This window comes from Halopseudomonas sp. 4NH20-0008 (assembly GCF_057548395.1).
Window position 1 is genome coordinate 248,464 of record NZ_BAAJMD010000004.1, and the last position, 20,428, is coordinate 268,891.

Consider the following 20,428-nt stretch of genomic DNA (forward strand, 5'->3'; position numbering starts at 1 on the left):
CATGCCCCATGTCAGACAACGTGATTGTTGCCAACCACCTTAGCAAAGTCGTCCACAGCTCGGAAGCTGCGCTGACCATTCTTGACGACGTCAGTCTGATAATTGAACGCGGCAGCAGCGTTGCGATCGTTGGCGCCTCAGGATCCGGCAAGTCCACCTTGTTGAGTCTGCTAGCCGGTCTGGACTTGCCGAGTGACGGTGAAGTCGAGCTGGCCGGGCAGCGCCTGAGCAGCCTCAATGAAGATCAGCGCGCCGCCCTGCGTGCTGATCACGTGGGCTTTGTGTTCCAGTCATTTCAGTTACTCGACAGCCTGACAGCGCTGGAAAATGTCATGCTGCCCCTTGAGCTGCATGGCCGCCGTGATGCCAGAACCGCTGCCAGCCAATTACTCGAGCGGGTGGGACTCGGTCAACGGCTGAGTCACTACCCCCGTCAGCTGTCCGGTGGCGAGCAACAGCGCGTCGCCATCGCCCGCGCCTTTGCCAGCGAGCCCGACATTCTGTTTGCCGATGAGCCGACCGGGAACCTTGATGCCGTGACCGGCCAGAAAATTACTGACCTGCTGTTTGACATGAACCGCGAACAGGGCACCACTCTGATCATGGTCACCCACGACCAGCGGCTGGCCGGACGCTGCCAGTCCGCGTTGCAACTGGACGCCGGGAGACTGGTGGAGAGCACGCCATGAATCCGACAGCCTGGCCACTGGCTTTCCGCCTGCTGGCGCGTGAGTGGCGCGCCGGTGAACTAAGGGTACTGGTATTGGCGCTGATCATCGCGGTACTGGTCAGCACCGCGATCAGTTTTTTTACTGATCGACTGCAACGCGGCATGGTCAGCCGGGCTGCCGAGTTTCTGGGTGCCGATATGGTCCTGTCATCGCGGGCACCCCTGGCCGACGAACTGGTGGAGAAAGCCACGGAGCTGGGCTTGAATCATGTCAGGGTTGTGGAGTTCAACAGCGTCATGGCCAGTGACCGCGACATGCAGCTGTCAAGTGTCAAGGCCGTCGGACCCGGTTATCCGTTGCGCGGCCAGGTTCGGATTGCCGATACAGCACTGGGCGAAGAACGTATCGTCGACCAGGTTCCTGGGGCCGGACAGGTGTGGATCGAGCCAAGACTCTCGGCACAACTGGCGCTTGAACGCGGCAGTCCCCTTGAAGTGGGTCGTATCGAACTGAACATAGCCGCCCTGCTGACCCATGAACCGGATCGTGCCGGCGATTTCTACAGTCTTACGCCGCGCGTATTGATGAATCTGGTGGACCTGGATGCAACCGGCGTTATTCAGCCAGGTAGCCGGGTACGCTATCGGCTGTTGTTCAGTGGTGAAGAGCAAGCCTTGCAGACCTACAGTCAATGGCTTCAACCACGTCTGGAAGCTAACCAGCGCCTGACCACGGTAGCCGATGATAACCAGCAGATCGGCAGCGCGCTGGATCGTGCAGCCCAGTTTCTCGGGCTGGCCAGCATCGCTGCCGTGGTCCTCGCCGGGGTGGCCGTGGCCCTGTCCGCCAGTCGCTTCGCCCAACGGCATTTCGATACCAGCGCGCTGTTGCGTTGCATGGGAGCGAGCCGACGACGGGTCATGGGCCTGTTCATAACGCAGTTGGCCTGTCTTGGCCTGGTCGCCACCCTGATAGGCCTGACCTTGGGCTGGGCGATGCAGTGGGGGCTGGTTATCCTGCTGCAGGATCTGCTGCCACCGGATCTACCCGGTGTCGGCCTCAAACCCCTGCTGGTCGGCGCAGCAACCGGCCTGATTGCCCTGGCGGGCTTTGCTCTGCCACCGTTGCTTCGGTTAGGCGAGGTGGCACCGCTGCGCGTATTGCGCCGTGACCTGGCGCCGCTGCCCAGCAGTGGCTGGTTAATCTATGGCCTGGCCCTGACCAGCCTCTGTCTGCTGATGTGGCAGTTCACCGGCAACCTGCGCATTACTCTGGCCGTGGTGCTTGGCGGCGCTTTTGCAGCGCTAATACTCGGCCTGGTTGCACTTCTGCTGCTCAAGGTCAGTGGCAACCGTCTCCGCCATGCCAGCCTGGCCTGGCGCTTGGGCAGTGGTCAGCTACTGAAGCAGCCGACGACAGCAGCGGGCCAGATTCTGGCCTTTGGCCTGATTCTGATGTCCATGGTGGTGGTGCTGATTTTGCGTACCGAATTGCTGGATACCTGGCAACAGCAACTACCGCAGGACACGCCCAATCACTTTGCCCTGAATATTCTACCCAGCGAGCAACAGGCCTTCACAGAAGCACTTGCGCGCATTGGTGCGGTTAGCGCACCGCTGTACCCCGTCACCCCGGGGCGACTGACAGAGATCAACGGCCAGCCGGTACGTGATCTGGTAACCAAGGAAAGCCAGGGCGATCGGGCCATCAGCCGGGATTTGAGTCTGACCTGGTCAGCGCAGCTGGCAGCAGACAACCAGTTGCTTGAGGGCAATTGGTGGCCGGACGACATTGCCACCGATGCCGCGCTGGTCTCGGTGGAGTCTGAATTGGCTGACAGCCTGGGCCTGAAACTGGGAGATGAGCTGGGCTTTGTCATCAGCGGCCAGACGCTGGAGGCCACGGTCAGCAATATTCGCCAGGTCAACTGGGACAACTTCACCCCGAATTTCTACATGATCTTTTCCCCTGGCACCCTGGATGAGCTGCCGAGCACCCTGCTCACCAGTTTCAGGCTGCCCAGCGAGGAAAGACACAAGCTCCGGGAACTGACCCAGGCCTTTCCGGCCATGACCTTGCTGGAGGTCGAGGCCATTCTCAAGCAGATTCGCGAGATCCTTGCGCAAGTCACGCTGGCGGTGGAGTACGTGCTGATCTTTGTGCTGTTGGCGGGCTTTACCGTGCTGTTTGCAGCACTGCAATCCACCCTGGACAACCGTCTTTACGAGGGCGCGCTGCTGCGCACACTGGGCGCCCGCAAAGCACTGCTGCGCAGCGCCAACCGCATGGAGTTTGCCCTGCTGGGCGGGCTGGCCGGGACCATGGCGATTGTCGCCGCCGAGTTAATTACCTGGCTGCTGTACCGCTACGCCTTGAACCTGGACTGGCAACCGCATTACCTGCTGTGGCTGCTGATCCCCCTTGGCGGCGCCCTGCTGATTGGCACGGCAGGTGCGCTGGGTACCCGCGCCGTGGTCCGCGAAAGCCCCATGCGCTTGATCAACCGAGGCACCTGAGTGAGCCGCTATCGGCCGCCGAGAGCGGCCAGCACGCCACTGATCAGCCCGCAGGGCATGCAACGACTGCGCGACGAACTGCATGAGCTCTGGCATGTACAACGCCCGGAAGTAACCCAGGCAGTAAGTGACGCCGCCGCACTGGGCGACCGTTCGGAAAATGCAGAATATATCTACGGCAAAAAGAGGCTGCGCGAAATCGACGGGCGCGTGCGTTTTCTACGCAAACGCCTGGAGCAGCTCAAGGTCGTCGATCAGCCCCCTGCCGATCTCAGCCGGGTATTCTTTGGCGCCCGTGTGGAGCTGGAAGACGATCAGGGTACGATAATGAGCGTACGCATCGTCGGAGCCGACGAAATCGATCCAGCTAAACGTCATATCAGTATTGATAGCCCCATGGCTCGTGCGCTGCTGGGCAAAACCCGCGACGACGAGATCACCGTCATCTCACCTTCAGGAGAAAGACAATACTGGGTAAGTGATATCTGCTATACCTGACGACTCATAAGCGGACAGTGTCACAGTTCCGATATATGAGTGATAGCATGCCTTTCAAATGAGCCATTTTTGCGTACTATGGTACGAAATAACTATATGGCTTTATGCCATACTCCGACCTCATCATAATAAAAATGGATATCGGCATGGATAATCCGGATATCAGCAAAGAACCTGCAGCCGTCGCTCGGGCAAAAAACCCTGAAACCCTTGCCAACCAGCAAGCGCTGCGCAAGCGCCGCGTACTGATGTCCTTCGCATCCTACTCGGTGACGGTGATTGTCATAGTGATCTTTCATCTGCAGGGCATGATCCCGCTGGATCTTGTTGTGCACTTTGCCTTATTTGCTCTCTTGGCCAGCGTGACATTCTGGCTGCTGATCCACTTCAATATCAATTTACGACTACGCGATCCCAGCATGACCGCCCCTCAGATTATTGCCTGCCAGTGGCCTGCGTTGTGGGTCATGTATGCGCTTGAGCCTGGGCAAGCACGTGCGGTATTCCTGCTGCTCACGATAGTGCCCATGCTGTATGGCATTCTCGGCCTGAGTGTGCGGCATTACATTCTGGTCTGCGTGGTCTTTTTCATCCAGTACAGCCTGCTGATGCTGGCGCTCTGGCTATTCAAACCGACCTCAATCAATACCTCACTGGAACTCATTCAAGCCTTGGCCTACGTACTGGTTCTGGCCGAGCTGGCCTTGATTGGCGGTTTTATCAGCGGCCTGCGCGGGAAGCTGCGATTACGCAACAATGAACTCAAAACCGCCATGGCACGGATTCAGGAGCTGGTCAACATCGATGAGTTGACCGGCGTATTCAATCGCCGGCGAATATTTCAGGTGCTGAGCGAGGAATCCAATCGTTACAAGCGTGCACCCGGCGCCTTCAGTCTTGGCATCCTCGACGTGGACTACTTTAAACAGATTAACGATACCCACGGCCACCAGGCCGGGGATGAGATTCTACGCAACTTGGCCGCGGCTATAGCCAATGATTTAAGGGTGATCGACAGCTTCGGCCGTTATGGTGGTGAGGAGTTTCTGCTGGTCATGCCACAAACCGGACTGGCAGGCGCCCTGATCAAGACAGAGCGTATCCGCAAGTCAATCGAACAACTATCCTTTGCCGCCCTTCCGCCCGGCGCCCGAATCACGGTATCGATTGGCGTTGCCGAGTTTCAGGCTGGCGAAACCACCGATGACACGCTGGCGCGTGCCGACAAGGCGCTGTATCAAGCCAAGGAGGCCGGGCGCAATCGCGTGATCTGCGCCGAAAACCCGACCCAAAGCGGATTGGAAGACTGACGCTCAACCGCGCCCATGGGCCAGCGTCAAATCCATGCCCTGGCCCAGGGGCACGATCCGGGTTGGATTGATCGTGTCGTGACTGTAGTAGTAATGCTGCTTGATCTGCTCAAAATTCACCGTCTCGGCAATACCCGGCCATTGATACAACTCGCGCAAATACCCCGACAGCTGCGGGTAATCCTCAATCCGTCTGATATTGCACTTGAAGTGACCATGATAAACCGGGTCAAAACGCACCAGCGTAGTAAAGAGACGCCAATCCGCTTCGGTTAGCTGCTCACCCAGGAGATAGCGTCGCTGCGACAACAGTGATTCAACCCAGTCCAATGCCTTGAAAAGGGCCTGGCAGGCCTCTGCGTAAACCTCTTGCGAGGTGGCAAAGCCAGCCTTGTAGACGCCATTGTTGATCTCGTCGTAAACCCGCTGATTGATCTGGTCAATCTCGGCACGCAGATGCTCTGGATAAAAATCCAGGGTGTTGCCCGTCAGATCATCAAAGGCGCTATTGAAAAGCCGGATGATCTCGGCGGACTCGTTATTGACAATGGTCTGCAACTGTTTGTCCCAGAGTACCGGCACTGTTACCCGGCCAGTGTAATCGGCCTTGGCATGGGTATAGAGCTGGTGATGCCGGGTATAGCCATAGAGTGGCTCGGGGGGATCGTAGGTCCAGCCCTGCTCCAGCATGTGCGGCTCCACTGCAGTCACCTCAATATGATTATCGAGCCCTTTCAAATGACGCATGATCAGCGTTCTGTGCGCCCAGGGACAGGCCAGCGATACATATAAATGATAGCGGCCTGACTCCGCGGCAAAGCGCCCATCCTGAGAAATGGATTCGCGAAATCCGGCATGTTCCCTGACAAAGGCCCCACCGTTACTCTCGGTGTCGTACCATTCGTCATGCCAGTTGCCCTCGACCAGCCTGCCCATAAGCTCACCTATAAACTCTGAATGTTCGGAAAGCCTGACAGCTACAGCAATTCATAGCCAGACACTGAAAAACCTTGCGGCAATTTCCCGCAAATGCGCGTATACTCTTTGATCAATTTTTCCCCCAAGGTTTACTCCAAGTATGTCCGATACCGCTCCGGCGGCACCGCAGTTTGCCGATCTCGGCTTGCCTGCACCGCTCCTTGAGGCTCTGACCAGCCTCGGTTATGAAACACCCTCCGCTATCCAGGCCGAGGCTATACCCACTCTTTTGGCTGGCGACGACCTGCTTGGCCTGGCCCAAACCGGCACCGGCAAGACGGCTGCCTTTGCTTTGCCAGTACTGGCTGGCATTGACGTCAGCATTCGCGCGACCCAGGCTTTGATCCTGACGCCCACCCGTGAACTGGCCCTGCAAGTTGCCGAGGCCTTTCAGCGCTATGCACAGAACATGCGCGGCTTCTCGGTATTGGCCCTGTATGGCGGTTCCGCCTTTGCACCGCAGTTCAAGGCCCTTGAGCGCGGCGCCCACGTAGTGGTGGCGACGCCTGGTCGCCTGACCGATCACATGCGTCGTGGCAGCATCAAATTCGACAACATGCGCTTCCTGGTGCTGGATGAAGCGGATGAAATGCTCAAGATGGGCTTTGCCGACGACCTCGACGCGGTTTTCGAGAAAGTGCCGGATACCACCCAGAAAGCCCTGTTCTCGGCCACCATGCCCCCAGGCGTGCGCACAGTGGCACGCAAGCACATGCGCGACCCCAAGGAAATTCGTCTGCACAGCAGTGCGACCAGTAGCCTTGACACCATTACCCAGATTGTCTGGGAAGTCTCCAATCACCACAAACTGGATGCCATGACTCGCCTGCTTGAAGTCGAGCCAGTCGAGGCGATGATTGTCTTTGTTCGGACCAAGACTGCCAGCATGGAAATTGCCGAACGTCTTGAGGCCCGTGGCTTTGCCGCGGCCGCACTGAACGGTGATCTTAGCCAGCAACTGCGCGAACAGGTGGTTGATCGTCTGAAACGCGGCCTGCTGGACATCGTCGTTGCCACCGATGTGGCTGCGCGCGGTCTGGACGTTGAGCGCATATCCCACGTCTTGAACTACGACGTGCCGCATGACAGCGAGTCCTATGTTCACCGCATCGGTCGTACTGGTCGTGCCGGTCGTTCCGGCACCGCGATTCTGTTCGCCACGCCACGCGAGCGTCGTCTGCTGCACCTGCTGGAAAAGGCCACCGGTCAGAAGATTCAGACCCAATCGCTGCCCAGTGCCGATGCTGTTCGCAGCGGCCGCCTGAGCAAGCTGGCTACGCGCATCAATACGGCCCGCGAAAACACCGGCGCACTGCACGAGAAACTGGTTTGTGACCTACTGGAACTGACCAGCCTGCAGCCCGATGAACTGGCCGCCACCTTGCTGTCCTTGCTGCCCAGCGCCAAGGCACTGGTTGAACCCGTCAAGGATCTGCCGGTAGCCCCGGCCGCCAACAGTCGCGAAACCGGCTTTGCCGAACGTGACAGCGGCCTGTTGCGCTACAAGGTCAAGGGTGGGCGCAGTAATGGCTTGATGCCCAAGCCGCTGGTCGATGCCCTGTGCCGCTTTGGCGGTCTGAAGCGCCCGGAAATCGGTCATATCAAGATGTTTACCGAGCATACAGGTGTCTATCTGCCGGAACTCAGCGAGGCCACCTTGGCCAAGCTCGCCAGCGTCGAGATCAACGGCGTGGCTCTGCAGATTCGCGCCTGGCCCTTGCCAGCCGGTGAAACCGAGCGCCCTGCGCGTCCCAAGCCGCGCAAGGAATTCCCGAGCAAACCCCGCGCAGCTAAACCTCGCCCAGCCAACTGATAACAGCTTGGCATGGACTGGATTGATATCGGCGTCAACCTGACCGACAGGGCCTTCGATCACGATCGTGAGGCCGTGTTGGAACGGGCCTGGGACGCCGGCATCAGCCAGATGGTCTTGACCGCAACCTCACTACCCGTCAGTCACCAGGTACAAGGTTTGTGTGCGGCATCGCCAGCACGGCTTTTTTGTACCGCAGGTGTCCACCCGCATCAGGCCAAGGACTGGAATACTGAACTGGCTGCCGAGCTTCGCCAACTGACCAGCAGCGACTGCGTGCGCGCCATCGGTGAGTGCGGATTGGACTTCAATCGCGACTTTTCCCCTCGACCTGCCCAACTTCTGGCGCTGGAAGAACAGTTAGGCATGGCCATAGAACGGGGTCTGCCGGTCTTTCTCCACGAACGCGATGCCAGCGAGACCCTGGTCGACCTTCTCAAAGACTATCGTGACCAGCTAGGCAACGCCGTGGTCCATTGTTTCACGGCTGACCGCAAGGCACTCTACGGCTATCTCGATCTGGATCTGCATATTGGCATCACCGGCTGGATCTGCGATGAGCGCCGTGGCACGCATCTACAGGAACTGGTCGGTGAGATACCCGTCGGACGCCTGATGCTTGAAACCGATGCCCCCTGGTTGCTACCCCGCAGCCTGAGGCCAAAACCCAAAAAAGGCCGCAACGAGCCGGCCTTCATTACAGAGGTTGCCGCCACCGTCGCACACTGCCGCGGTGAATCCCTGGCACACCTGGCAACACATAGCAGTGCTACCGCACGCGATTTTTTCCAACTGCCTGAGCAAAAAGCCTGAAAGCCACTAAGCTGGAAACAGACAGGCTCTGACAGGACGCTGCCATGCCCAAGGCAACTGCCCCACACCATCGCAATGAACCGCCCCTCTGGGCCATGTTACTGATCAGCACAACCTTGCTGCTGTTATTGGGTGTCGGACAGGCTATCTTTCAGTATCAGCAACACAGCCGCGTGATCCTCAGCACCGGCGACGCCTTGTTCCAACGCATAACCCATCAGGTAGAGCAGGATCTGGTCAATCTGTTCACCCCCCCGATCCAGGCCTTGAACCTGCTGGCCCTGACAGAGCTACCTGACACCCAGACTATTGATGCTCGCCTGTCCCATCTCCCCAAATTGGCACGTATTCTGGAAGACAATCCGCAACTCAATTCGCTGTACCAGGGCTGGTCAACCGGCGACTATCTGATGCTGCGTCCACTCAGCAGCCCTGCTCTGCGAAATCGTTTTGCTGCGCCGGAAGAGGCCTTCTGGATGGTCTGGCATATTGACGCTACGGCCGAGCAACGCGAGGTACAACATCTATTTCTCGACCAGCAGCTGACGCTGATCGAACGTCGCAGGGTGGCCGATGACGGTTTTGATCCGCGCAGCCGGCCCTGGTATGTACTGGCTCATGACTCCGATGCGCAGATAATTACCACCCCGTATATTTTTTTCTCCACCAGCGAGTTTGGTACCACCCTCGCTCGGCCAGCCGGTCGCGACACGGTTATTGGCGCGGATCTGACTCTGACCCAGCTATCAAACACCTTGAACACACAACAGATCACCCCATCGACCGAACTACTGATGTATGACAGTAGCGGCGTGGTCATTGCCTACCAGGATATTTACCGCATTCTCAATCCGGCCCATGGGGGCTCCCTACGGCTAAAGCATTTCAACGAGCTGGGCAGCACGCTATTGGCGCGACTGGCTGAAGACGGCTATCAACAGGAGCGTAGAACCAGCCTAAGACTCGAGGGTGCGCACTGGATCATTTCGCAAAGCCGTATCGACATGCAGGGAATACCAGACGTCTTCATGGCCATTCTGATTCCTGAAGCAGAGCTGCTGGAAGAGGCCTATCGCATACGTCGCCAGAGCGTCTGGTTTACCCTGCTAGCCAGCCTGGTTCTTCTGCCCGTACTCTGGGTAAGCGCAAGACTGCTTTTTCGTCTGAGCCCTAGAAGGTCCTTTAGCAGGCAAAATTGAACAGGCCTTGGACTTTGCTAGAAATTGGGTGATGATGGCCTCATAAGGTCAAGAAAGCGCTTGTCATGCGCCTTGCCAGTCCGTTACCGGAGTACCCTATCATCATGCTGTATTCTCTGCGCCGCACCTGCCATTTACTGCTGACAGCGCCGGCATTGCTGATGACGCTCAGCCTGTCCGCAGCCGACATCGGTGGTTTGCCCGAGTCTGTTCAGCGCTCGCTGGATTCGGCTCGCATTCCGGCCGAAGCCATGTCGCTGGCTATCATTCCTTTGGAAGGCCAGGGTATTGCCCAATTCGTTAATGCCGAGCAGGTCGTCAACCCGGCCTCGACCATGAAGCTGCTGACCACCTATGCCGCCCTCGAATTGCTTGGCCCTACCCACCAATGGCGGACCGAGCTGTATACCAGCGGGCAGATCAATAACGGCGTACTGGACGGCGACCTGATCTACCGCAGTGGCGGTGACCCGAACCTGACGATGGAACGCATGTGGCGGCTGATGCGTGAACTGCGTGCTGCCGGCGTACGTGAAGTCAGGGGCGATCTGGTTCTGGTTCCGGCCGATTTGCGCTTGCCTGTCAATGCTCAACCCTTTCCGGATGACGGCAACGACCCTACCCGCCCCTTTCTGGTTGAGCCTGATCCACTGCTGAGCAATCTCAAATTATTGACCCTGCGCAGCAACGCCGAGTCAGATGGCGTGCGTATCCAATTGGAACCGGCACTGGCAGAAGTCAACATCGACAACCAGTTGACGCTACTGCCACCGGTCACATCCTGCCCCTGGCCGAATGTGACCTATGGCGTACAGGACCGCGGCAACTCAGCCACCATTACCCTGACCGGCGCACTGCATCAGGGATGCTCGGCACAGCGCTATCTTTCCGTACTGGACGCGGCCACTTACACGGGCAGCACACTGCGCAGTTTGTGGCAGGACATGGGTGGACGTATCAGCGGCACAACACGCATTGGCCGCATGCCACCCAACGCCCGCTCACTGGCTGTCAGTGACTCTCCGGATCTGGTACACCTGATTCGCGAGATCAACAAGTTCAGTAACAACACCCTGGCACGTCAGCTGTTTCTCAGCATCGGCCGTGAACAACGCAGCGCCACGGATGCCGATGACTACCAGGCCGCCGTACGCAGCATCAATCTGTGGTTACGGGACAAGGGCATTCAGACCGACAGCCTGGTACTGGATAATGGCTCTGGCCTCTCGCGGATCGAACGCATGACCGCCCGCGATATGTCCAGATTGCTGGAACAAGCCTGGAACAGCCCCTATTCCGCCGAATTTATCGCCTCAATGCCACTCGCGGCCATGGATGGCACCATGCGCCGTCGGCTACGCAATACCCCGGTTGCCGGGCAAGCTCACATCAAAACCGGCACCCTGCGTAATGTTCGCGCGATTGCCGGCATCACCCGTGATGCCAACGGCCAAAGCTGGGCGGTTACAGCCATCGTCAACCACCCCTCAGCGGGTGGCAGCCGAGAGGCGCTGGACCGTGTGCTGACTGAAGTACACCGCCGCACCCAGTCCACGGTGGCATCAGGTAACTGATGCCGCCTGAGCTGGTTCAATGCGCCAGGTTCGGTGGATCTTAGTGTTGCGCTGAAAGTCACGATCCAGGGTTTGCGCTGAGATGTCAGTTATCCGGTAGCGCTCGCTCAGCTCTGGATCCAGCTTGAAACGCCGGAAGTTGTTCGAGAAGTACAACACCCCCCCCGCAGTCAGGCGCGCCATGGCCATCTCGATCAAGTGCAGATGATCGCGCTGAATATCAAAAACATCGTCCAGCCGCTTGGAGTTGGAAAAGGTCGGCGGATCAATGAAGATCAAGTCGTATTCTCCGGTATCCGCCGCTAACCACTGCATGACATCCGCCTGCACCAGCTTGTGCAGATCCGACAACCCGTTCAATGACAGGTTGCGCCGCGCCCAATCCAGATAGGTCTTCGACAGGTCGACACTGGTGGTACTGCGTGCCCCGGCAACAGCCGCATGCACAGTCGCACTGGCGGTATAACAGAACAGGTTGAGAAAGCGCTTGCCCCGGGCCTCTGCTGCCAGTTTCAGGCGCAGGGGACGGTGATCAAGGAACAGGCCTGTATCCAGATAATCGGTCAAATTAACCAGCAACTTGACCTGCCCCTCAGTTACGGTATGGAACTCGCCCTTGCGGTCCATGCGCTGATACTGGCTGGTGCCACTCTGGCGCTGACGCTGCTTGAGCACAATATGACTGGCTGGCAGACCCAGTACCGTGGGCAAGGCGGCCAGCACGTCCTGCAAACGGGCGCGGGCCTTGTCCTCGGGGATGCTGTCGGGCGCCTGATATTCCTGCACATGCACCCAATCGGCGTACAAATCGATGGCCACGGCAAACTCTGGCATATCGGCGTCGTACACCCGATAGCAACTGATGTCATTCTGTCGCGCCCATTTACCCAGGGTCTTGAGGTTCTTCTTCAAGCGGTTGGCGAACATCTGCGCTGACTCACTCAGGCGCGCGCCCTGAACCTCGCTACTACTCGGCGCGGTCTGCGGCTGCTCACCCTCGACCGCACGCGGGCTGGCCGTACCGGTCACGTAGCGTTCGGGTTGCAACTCCATCAGCAACAGCTTGCACGGCAAGGCGCCGTTGAAAAAGGCGTATTGCTTGTGGCTGCGAATGCCCATGCGCTTGCCCAGATCCGGGTTACCGGTGAACACTGCCGCGTGCCAGCCGCTGCACTGTTCACGCAATACATCACCGAGCTTCTGATACAGATAGACCAGACTGGCAGCATCACCCAGACGCTCACCATAGGGCGGGTTACAGACGATCAGACCGGTCTGGCCGCGATCCGGATGCGGCGCAAAGGTCGCCAGCTCGCCCTGATAGACCTTGATCCAGTTACCCAATCCGGCACGCTGAATATTATTGCGCAACGGCTGCAACAGACGTGGATCAGCCTCATAACCACGGATCCACAGTGGCTCGCGGGCCAGACCCTGTTCAGCACGCTGCTGCGCAGCGCTCAGTACGCCCTGCCAAACAGCCGGACGGTGCTGCAACCAGCGACTGAAGCCCCAGTGCTCGCGCTGCAGATTGGGTGCCATGTCGGTAGCCATCATGGCCGCCTCAACCAGAAAGGTACCCGAGCCACACATGGGATCAGCCAGTGCCTGCCCGGCGGCGGCCATCTGCGGCCAGCCGGCACGCATCAGAATGGCAGCGGCCAGATTCTCCTTCAAGGGCGCTGCGCCCTGCTGCAAACGGTAGCCACGTTGGTGCAAGCTATTACCAGAGATATCCAGAGCCAATTGCACTTCACCACTGCGGCAATGCACATTGATGCGCAGATCCGGTTGTTGCTTGTCGACGCCCGGCCTCGTACCGTCGGCCTGCCGCAGCTGGTCAACCACTGCATCCTTGACCTTGAGCGCGCCAAAGTGGGTATTGTCGACTGCCGCCAGGGTTCCGCTGAAATCCACACTCAGGCTGCCACTGGGTTGCATGTGTTCAGCCCAGTCAATCGCCGACACGCCGTCATACAGCGACTGGGCATCCTCTGCCGGAAAGCGCGAGAGGATCAAGAGTACGCGGTTGGCCAGACGCGACCACAAACAGATGCGATAGCCCAACTCCAGATCACCCTGAACACTGACGCCCGCCAGGGTTTCACGCGGCGATTGTGCTCCCAACCCGGTTAATTCATCGAGTAAAAGGCCTTCAAGGCCCTTCGGGCAGGTGACAAAAAATTCAAGAGTTTCGCGCATCTATTTGATTTCCGGATAACGGTGACAGTTTTATTGCATACACGGCTAAAGGATAGCCCAGGTATGCCAAATCGATCTTTGGGTAGGCGCTGTTGGTAGGGTACAACAAGCTATGCCTTGAGTAAGCGCAACCCTTCGGGCGGTCAGTCGGTTGAGCTGACTGCCCTGGTACGGCAACGCAGTCTGTGCTGTGCCTCTTTGCCCCGTTCGTGCTCTGCGAATCGGGTTTGTTTTGAAACATGAGGGATCTACTGTATGAGAAGACTCAAGCGTGACCCGATGGAACGTGCCTTTTTGCGCGGTTATCAACAGGGTGTTCATGGCAAGTCCCAGGATGCCTGCCCTTTCAACACCCCGTCAGCCCGACAGAACTGGATCAATGGTTGGCGTGAGGGAAGAGCAGATCACTGGGCCGGCTTCACCGGTATTTCTGGCGTACATCGACTTAACGAGATGCACGCGGTAGGTTAATTCCCCTTTTTACGATTTCTCCCATGGCGCTTCCCTAAAGCGCCGGGCCTTCAAGGCCCATCCGGCCCCCGCTATGCGGGGGCCTCTCATTTCTGCAGCAAACCTCAGGCCGCAGAAGCTTGCATGGCGGCGATGGCATCCACCGAAGCCCTGATCAATTCTGGTCCGCGATAGATAAAACCACTGTAAAGCTGTACCAGACTGGCGCCGGCAGCGATCTTATCAGCCGCATCGTTGCCCTCAAGAATGCCGCCCACACCGATAATCGGCATACGGCCCTTGAGCTCGTCCGCCAGAAGGCGGATTACCTCGGTAGACACATCGGTCAAGGGGCCACCCGATAATCCGCCGGACTCATCAGCGTGTTCCAGACCAATAACCGCCGTGCGCTCCAGGGTTGTGTTGGTGGCAATCACCGCATCCATGCCCTGCTCCAGTAGGGTATTGGCTACCAGTATCAAGTCCTCTGGCAACATGTCGGGCGCAATCTTGATGGCAATCGGCACATAGCGGCCATGCTGGGCATGCAGTTCAGACTGGCAGTCCTTGATCTGCTGCAACAACAGCTTCAAGGTGTCGCCATACTGCAAGGTACGCAAGCCCGGGGTATTCGGGGAGGACAGGTTGACCGTCACATAGCTGGCCCGAGAGTAGACCTTGCGCAGGCAGATCAGATAGTCTTCTACCGCCTGCTCAACGGGCGTTACCGCGTTCTTGCCGATATTGATTCCCAGCACACCGCGATAACGCACCGAGTCCAGACGTTGCAACAGAGCATCGACGCCCAGATTGTTGAAGCCCATGCGATTGATGATTGCACTCTGCTCCGGCAGACGGAACATGCGCGGCTTGGAGTTGCCCGGCTGCGGTTTGGGTGTGACAGTGCCGACCTCAATAAACCCGAAGCCCATGGCAGCAAAGCCATCCACTGCCAGAGCGTTTTTATCCAGACCGGCCGCCAGCCCCACCGGGTTATCGAAGGTCAGGCCCATGACCTGCACCGGTTGCGGGGCAACCGGCCGGGCCAACTTGCCGGCCAGCCCCAGACGGCCTGCGGCGCCAATCATATCCAGAGCCAGGTCATGGGAGGTTTCGGCAGGCAGCCTGAACAACAATGAGCGCATCATGGAATACATTGGCGGGACCCCTTGGAAAAATCAGCGCAGAGTATACCTGTTCCTGCCAGGTTAGGCTGCGTTCAAAGACGTTCAAGCGACAGCAACTTGCCATCGCTGGTAAAGCGCATCAGAAAACTGCCGTAAACCCCTTCATGGCTGAGAAAGGGTCGCAGGTGATGCGCTGGCAAACTGACCTTGCGCCCGTCTCGGCTGGTCATCAACACCCGACCGGCCTGGCCCCGATACCAGGCCAGGTAACGCTCCGCTGGCAGGGCAATATCGACAATCAGCTTTTCCTGCGTCAATCCATCCGCTCCTCATGGCTCGTCCACACTCGCTGCATCAGCCTTGCTGTGCCGGGCGGCCTGCGCCAGATCAAGCAACTCGCGCATGGCCACCGCGACCATGGGATAGTCACCCATGCCGGCACTTTTCAGTTCGCCGAGCATGACACGCCAGCGCTGCACAAGAAAAGGGTTGAGCTGCAGCCACTGCTCAATCATCGGCGCTACTGAAGCATGCTTGCCCGCCAATTGCAGGACCGATTCGGTCATGGTTCGGGTCTGCCAATCCAGGTCATCTCGGTAGCTTTCCCGGGCCAGCGCCTGCCAGTGGTTTTCGACCGGGAGATTATTGATCTGCGCAGCAAACCAGGGTAATTGCAGCTCGCTTCCTAGCGCAAAGAACAGCTGTGCTACCAGTTCAGCGGGCTGCCCGGTGGCATCGGCGGCCTCGATAATACCCAACAGGGTGTAGAAATGCCCGGTCCCGGCAACCAGACGAGCAATAGCCTCCGGCACACCGGACTCAACATAGGTCTCGTAGCGTGCTTCCCACTGCGTGCGGACAGGCCCTTCGAACAGGCTGTCGAACTGCTCTGCCAAAGCCTGGATACGCGGAGCAAAACAGGCTACTTCAGCTTCCGGGCTCAGCTGACTGCGGCGATTACGCAAAAACCAGCGTGTCGCCCGCCGCCCCAGTCGCATCAAGTCGGTCATCAGTTCCATTTGCACCCGGGCCGGAACCTTATGATCCAGCGCCTCGACGGCGGCAAAATGACTGCGCAGTTTGAAGACGTCGCGCGCCACGACATAAGCGCGGGCAATATCACAAGGTAAAGCCCCGGTGGATTGCTCCAACCTGCGCAAAAAGGTAATACCCATATGATTGACCAGATCATTGGCCAACTGGGTTGCGATGATTTCCCGCTTGAGCCTGTGGCTGCTCAAGGCCTGCCGGTGCTTTTTGACCAATATGGCCGGGAAAGCGGTGTCCAGCTCCCTGGCCAGATAGGCATCCTCCGGCACGTGTGAAGCGGCCAGCGCCTGCTTGAGGTCACCCTTAGAGTAGGAAATCAGGATCGACAGCTCCGGACGAGTCAGCCCCATACCCTGGGCCGAGCGCTCGGCCAACTGGTCATCTTCGGGAATGAACTCCAGAGAGCGACTCAACTTGCCGACACTCTCCATGGCGCTGATGAAGCGCCGATACTCGGCCATGGATCGAGCTGCCTGATGCTGCGCCAGACTGATCGCCTGGGTCTGTTTGTAGTTGTTGGCCAGAACCAGTTCGGAGACGGCATCGGTCATGCTGGCCAACAAGGTATTGCGCTGCTTGTGGGTCATATCCCCAGCGGCCACCACCTCGTTGAGGAGAATCTTGATGTTGACCTCATGATCAGAGCAATCCACGCCACCGGCGTTGTCGATAAAGTCGGTATTGGCGGCGCCACCATGCAGGCAATACTCGACACGGCCCAGTTGGGTCATGCCCAGGTTACCGCCCTCCCCTATGACCTTGCAGCGCAGGTCGCGTCCGTTGACCCGCAAGGTATCGTTGGCCTTGTCACCCACATCAGCATGACTCTCTGTGCTGGCTTTGACGTAGGTGCCAATGCCGCCGTTCCAGATCAGGTCGACGGGTGCACGCAGCAGGTAACTGATGAGTTCTGCCGGTGTCAGATGCTCGACCTGAATATCGAAAAGGGCCTTCATTGGCTCACTCAGTCTGATTTGCTTCAGGCTGCGTTCGAATAGCCCACCCCCCTCAGAAACCAGGCTTTGGTCATAGTCGGCCCAACTTGAGCGCGGCAAATTGAACAACCTTTGCCGCTCAACAAAACTGAGCTCGGGGTCAGGATTCGGGTCAATGAAAATATGCTGATGGTTGAAGGCCGCCACCAGCTTGATACTGCGCGACTGCAGCAGGCCATTACCGAAGACATCCCCGGCCATGTCGCCAATCCCGATCACAGTGACCGGATCGGTCTGCACATTGACACCCAGTTCACGGAAATGCCGCTGAACGGACACCCAGGCGCCACGGGCCGTAATCCCCATCTTTTTATGGTCGTAACCCGCCGAGCCACCCGACGCAAAGGCATCACCAAGCCAAAAGCCATAGTCCGCCGCAATACCATTGGCAATATCCGAGAAGGTCGCCGTACCCTTGTCAGCGGCGACCACCAGATAGGGGTCATCATCGTCATAGCGCACCACCTGGGCAGGCGGTATCAACTTGCCGTCTTGCAGGTTGTCGGTCAGGTCAAGCAGCCCCATGATAAACAAGCGATAGCAGGCGATGGCTTCCTGCTGTATCTCATCGCGACTGCCATTGACTGGCAAACGCCGCGGAACGAAACCGCCCTTGGCACCGACTGGCACAATCACCGCATTCTTGACCTGCTGGGCCTTGACCAGGCCAAGCACCTCGGTTCGGTAATCCTCCTCGCGGTCAGACCAGCGCAATCCGCCCCGCGCCACCTTGCCACCGCGTAAATGGACACCCTCGAAGCGCGGAGAATAGACGAAGATCTCGTACATGGGCCGTGGAAGCGGCAAATCCGGAATGACCTGCGGATCAAATTTCAGGCTGATGTAGTCGCGCATCTGGCCGTCGCTGCCCGGCGCGAAGAAGTTGGTTCTCAGGGTCGCCTTGATCAGATCCAGATAGCGCCTGAGAATCCTGTCTTCATTGAGTACCGCCACCTTCTCCAGTGCACTCAGAATCGCCTGATCGAGACGTTGCTGCTTGTCCTGCAAGTCCTCAGCGGACAGCTTGCGCGCCAGGTAGAAGCGGGTACGGAACAACCGCACCAGTTCCCGGGCAATATCAGCATGGGCAACCAGGGTATTGGCAATGTAGGGCAGTTCAAAACCCATGCGAATCTGTTTCAGGTAACGCGCATAGGCTCGCAGCAGAGAGACGTCACGCCAGGAAAGTCGAGCCAGCAATACCAGACGGTTGAATCCGTCATTTTCTGCCTGACCCCGCCACACCTGCTCAAATGCCTCCTGAAACAGGGTATTGACCTCCTGGATGTCCAGGCCGGCATCCAGGGCATAGGTGAACTCAAAATCGTGTATCCAGTATTGCCTGCCATCCTCTCGGGAAAAACAGAAGGGAAACTCACCCAGCACGCGCAGGCCGAGGTTTTCCAGAATCGGCATGATGTCGGACAGTGGCAGAGGCTCATGCAGGTGATACAACTTGCAGTGCAGCACCCCCGGACGCTGCGCCAGCGGCTGATAAAAGCTCATGGCCAGGTTTTTTTCATCACTCAGGGATAACAAATGCTGCATGTCGACAACGCCACTGGCAGCGGTAAAACGTTCAGTGTATCCAGCGGGAAAGCCCGCCGAAAAAGCATCCAGGGCAGCCGTCGCCTGGGCCTCACCGAGGGTTTCAAGTAGTCGATCACGAAAATCATCCTGCCAGCTACGGCAAACCTGGATCACATCCTGTTCAATCTTCACCGGATCCACGAGCAGTTCCTGTTTGGGGTCAACACTGAGAATAAATTGGGTGCGCGCCAGAACCGACTCGGAGAAATAGGTCCAGAACTCGCAGTCGGTTGCCTGCAGCCGACTCATAAGCACCTGTTGAACTTTCTCACGGATGGCCGTCGAGTATATGTCCCTCGGAATAAAGGTCAGAACGTAGTAAAAGCGTCCATAATTGCCACTGCGCAGAAATACCCTGATCTGATTGCGCTCCTGCATCTGCACCACGCTCAGGGCCGTCTGGCCGAGTTCGTCTTCAGACATCTGAAACAGATCATCCCTTGGCAAGACCTGCAATACCTGGTCAAGCTCCTTGCCAAGATGGCTATGCGCATTCAAACCCGAGGCTTTTCTGACAGCAGCTACCTTACTGCGCAGGTAGGGTATGGCATCAACACTGCCGGTATAAACCCGCGAGGTATACAGGCCCATGAAGCGGTGCTCAAGCACCACTTGCCCCTCTTTATCCACCTCGCGAATCGACACATAGTCCGGATAGGCTGGGCGATGTACCTGACTGAACGAAGACGCCTTGGCAAAGGACAGCAAATGGGGCGCCTGTAAATAGTCCAGAACACGTTGCGGCAATCCGGCAATCGACTCGTCCCGCGGCAGCAACCTGGGTATGCCCAGGCTATCCGAGTTGCGAAGACCCAGACGCCGCTCAGGCAGGCCCTGCACAATACTGAAGCATTCATAGCCAAGAAAGGTAAAGTGGTCATTCAGCAGCCACTGCAAAAAGGCCTGCCCCTCTTCGCGCTCGGCCTTGGCAAAATAGCTGAAGCCCTTACCCGCAATGGACTTGATCAAGGCCTGTGCCTGAGCGGTCATGGCCGGAAAATCCGCAACGGAAACCCGCACCTGAGCCAATACGGACTGCAGCTGAGCCTCGAGCGATTTCAGCTCGGCCGTGTTGGCGCAGCGATCAATCTCGATATACATCACCGACTCAAGGGCCGCTGGCCGCTGCTCAGCGCGGGAGTACAACTGCTGCAGTCGACCCGCAGCATCACGCTCGACAGCCATGACACTGTTTTGCAGCGTGTGGATCGCATACCCTTGCCGGTTGAGTTCCATGCGCACCGAGTCAACCAGAAAAGGGCAGTCCGGGTGGATGATTTCGACAACCGAGTGAGTCGATTGCCAGCCATGCTGCTGGGTGTCTGGATTGAATACGCGAATCTTTTCAGCGCCACCGGCAACGGTCTGGAGAAAGCGCCAGAAAGAGAGGGTACAACCCAGCAGATCGGCATCCTGCCTGGTAAGCAATTCGCTGAGCGGCACAATGCCAAAGAACTGCTCGCAAAACAGGGCCAACCTGTCCCTGTCATCCGGTTCGACGAGATCCCTCAGACGTGACTGCAAAATGGCAATAAACTCTGCCCTGCTACTTGCCAGAATAAATGCCATAGGTCCTCCAACCTTTCCCTCGGCCCAGTGTGGCAAGGGTTCACCGTATTCAGTAAAAAAGAACCTGCACGCC

The 20,428-nt window shown here is 58.0% G+C and carries 14 protein-coding genes; 9 read left to right on the plus strand and 5 right to left on the minus strand.

The genetic code is table 11. The features are described from left to right. The first annotated feature begins 8 nt into the window (after positions 1-8). From AC27HQ_RS06375 to AC27HQ_RS06390, 4 genes are all read left to right on the plus strand, one after another. Complete coding sequence (locus AC27HQ_RS06375; protein ID WP_487155291.1) at positions 9-689, plus strand: ABC transporter ATP-binding protein; 681 nt, start codon at positions 9-11, stop codon at positions 687-689. Continuing rightward, entirely contained in the window at positions 686-3,187 is a 2,502-nt protein-coding gene (locus AC27HQ_RS06380; protein ID WP_487155293.1) for an ABC transporter permease, read from the plus strand. The genes AC27HQ_RS06375 and AC27HQ_RS06380 overlap by 4 nt, the downstream gene beginning before the upstream one ends. Further along, positions 3,188-3,685, plus strand: a complete 498-nt coding sequence (greB, locus tag AC27HQ_RS06385; RefSeq protein WP_487155294.1) for a transcription elongation factor GreB — start codon at positions 3,188-3,190, stop codon at positions 3,683-3,685. Positions 3,686-3,831: 146 nt separating this feature from the next. Beyond that, positions 3,832-4,995 carry a GGDEF domain-containing protein gene (locus tag AC27HQ_RS06390; RefSeq protein WP_487155295.1) on the plus strand — a complete coding sequence of 388 codons (1,164 nt, stop codon included), beginning with the start codon at positions 3,832-3,834 and terminating at the stop codon, positions 4,993-4,995. Positions 4,996-4,998: 3 nt separating this feature from the next. Here the strand turns inward: AC27HQ_RS06390 and AC27HQ_RS06395 are convergent, their stop codons facing one another. Further along, on the minus strand, positions 4,999-5,931 hold the full coding sequence (locus tag AC27HQ_RS06395) for a glutathione S-transferase family protein (protein WP_487155297.1): 933 nt from the start codon (positions 5,929-5,931) through the stop codon (positions 4,999-5,001). Positions 5,932-6,073: 142 nt separating this feature from the next. Between AC27HQ_RS06395 and AC27HQ_RS06400 the strand changes: the two genes are divergently transcribed. The 4 genes from AC27HQ_RS06400 to dacB all read left to right on the plus strand — a co-directional run bounded on the left by AC27HQ_RS06400 (position 6,074) and on the right by dacB (position 11,372). Further along, positions 6,074-7,786, plus strand: a complete 1,713-nt coding sequence (locus AC27HQ_RS06400) for a DEAD/DEAH box helicase (RefSeq protein ID WP_487155298.1) — start codon at positions 6,074-6,076, stop codon at positions 7,784-7,786. A gap of 12 nt (positions 7,787-7,798) precedes the next feature. Continuing rightward, positions 7,799-8,599: a TatD family hydrolase gene (locus tag AC27HQ_RS06405; RefSeq protein ID WP_487155300.1), complete on the plus strand. Its 801-nt coding sequence runs from the start codon at positions 7,799-7,801 to the stop codon at positions 8,597-8,599. A 44-nt stretch (positions 8,600-8,643) separates the two neighbouring features. Continuing rightward, on the plus strand, positions 8,644-9,798 hold the full coding sequence (locus tag AC27HQ_RS06410) for a PDC sensor domain-containing protein (protein WP_487155302.1): 1,155 nt from the start codon (positions 8,644-8,646) through the stop codon (positions 9,796-9,798). 104 nt (positions 9,799-9,902) lie between these two features. Next, positions 9,903-11,372, plus strand: a complete 1,470-nt coding sequence (gene dacB / locus AC27HQ_RS06415) for a D-alanyl-D-alanine carboxypeptidase/D-alanyl-D-alanine endopeptidase (protein WP_487155332.1) — start codon at positions 9,903-9,905, stop codon at positions 11,370-11,372. Here dacB and rlmKL read toward each other — a convergent pair. Further along, positions 11,361-13,574: a bifunctional 23S rRNA (guanine(2069)-N(7))-methyltransferase RlmK/23S rRNA (guanine(2445)-N(2))-methyltransferase RlmL gene (gene rlmKL, locus AC27HQ_RS06420; RefSeq protein ID WP_487155303.1), complete on the minus strand. Its 2,214-nt coding sequence runs from the start codon at positions 13,572-13,574 to the stop codon at positions 11,361-11,363. The genes dacB and rlmKL overlap by 12 nt on opposite strands. A 255-nt stretch (positions 13,575-13,829) precedes the next feature. Here rlmKL and rmf point away from each other — a divergent pair, with 255 nt between their 5' ends. Continuing rightward, a complete protein-coding gene (gene rmf, locus AC27HQ_RS06425) occupies positions 13,830-14,045 on the plus strand; it encodes a ribosome modulation factor (RefSeq protein WP_487155305.1) in 216 nt (71 codons plus the stop codon). Positions 14,046-14,149: 104 nt separating this feature from the next. On the opposite strand, the gene AC27HQ_RS06430 is transcribed toward rmf, so the two are convergent. From AC27HQ_RS06430 to AC27HQ_RS06440, 3 genes are all read right to left on the minus strand, one after another. Beyond that, the gene (locus AC27HQ_RS06430) at positions 14,150-15,181 is read right to left on the minus strand and encodes a quinone-dependent dihydroorotate dehydrogenase (protein WP_487155306.1); all 1,032 of its coding nucleotides are present in this window, start codon (positions 15,179-15,181) and stop codon (positions 14,150-14,152) included. A gap of 62 nt (positions 15,182-15,243) precedes the next feature. Beyond that, positions 15,244-15,468, minus strand: a complete 225-nt coding sequence (locus AC27HQ_RS06435) for a DUF2835 domain-containing protein (protein ID WP_487155307.1) — start codon at positions 15,466-15,468, stop codon at positions 15,244-15,246. Between the two features lie 12 nt (positions 15,469-15,480). Next, positions 15,481-20,355 carry an NAD-glutamate dehydrogenase gene (locus AC27HQ_RS06440; RefSeq protein ID WP_487155308.1) on the minus strand — a complete coding sequence of 1,625 codons (4,875 nt, stop codon included), beginning with the start codon at positions 20,353-20,355 and terminating at the stop codon, positions 15,481-15,483. Between the last annotated feature and the right edge of the window lie 73 nt (positions 20,356-20,428).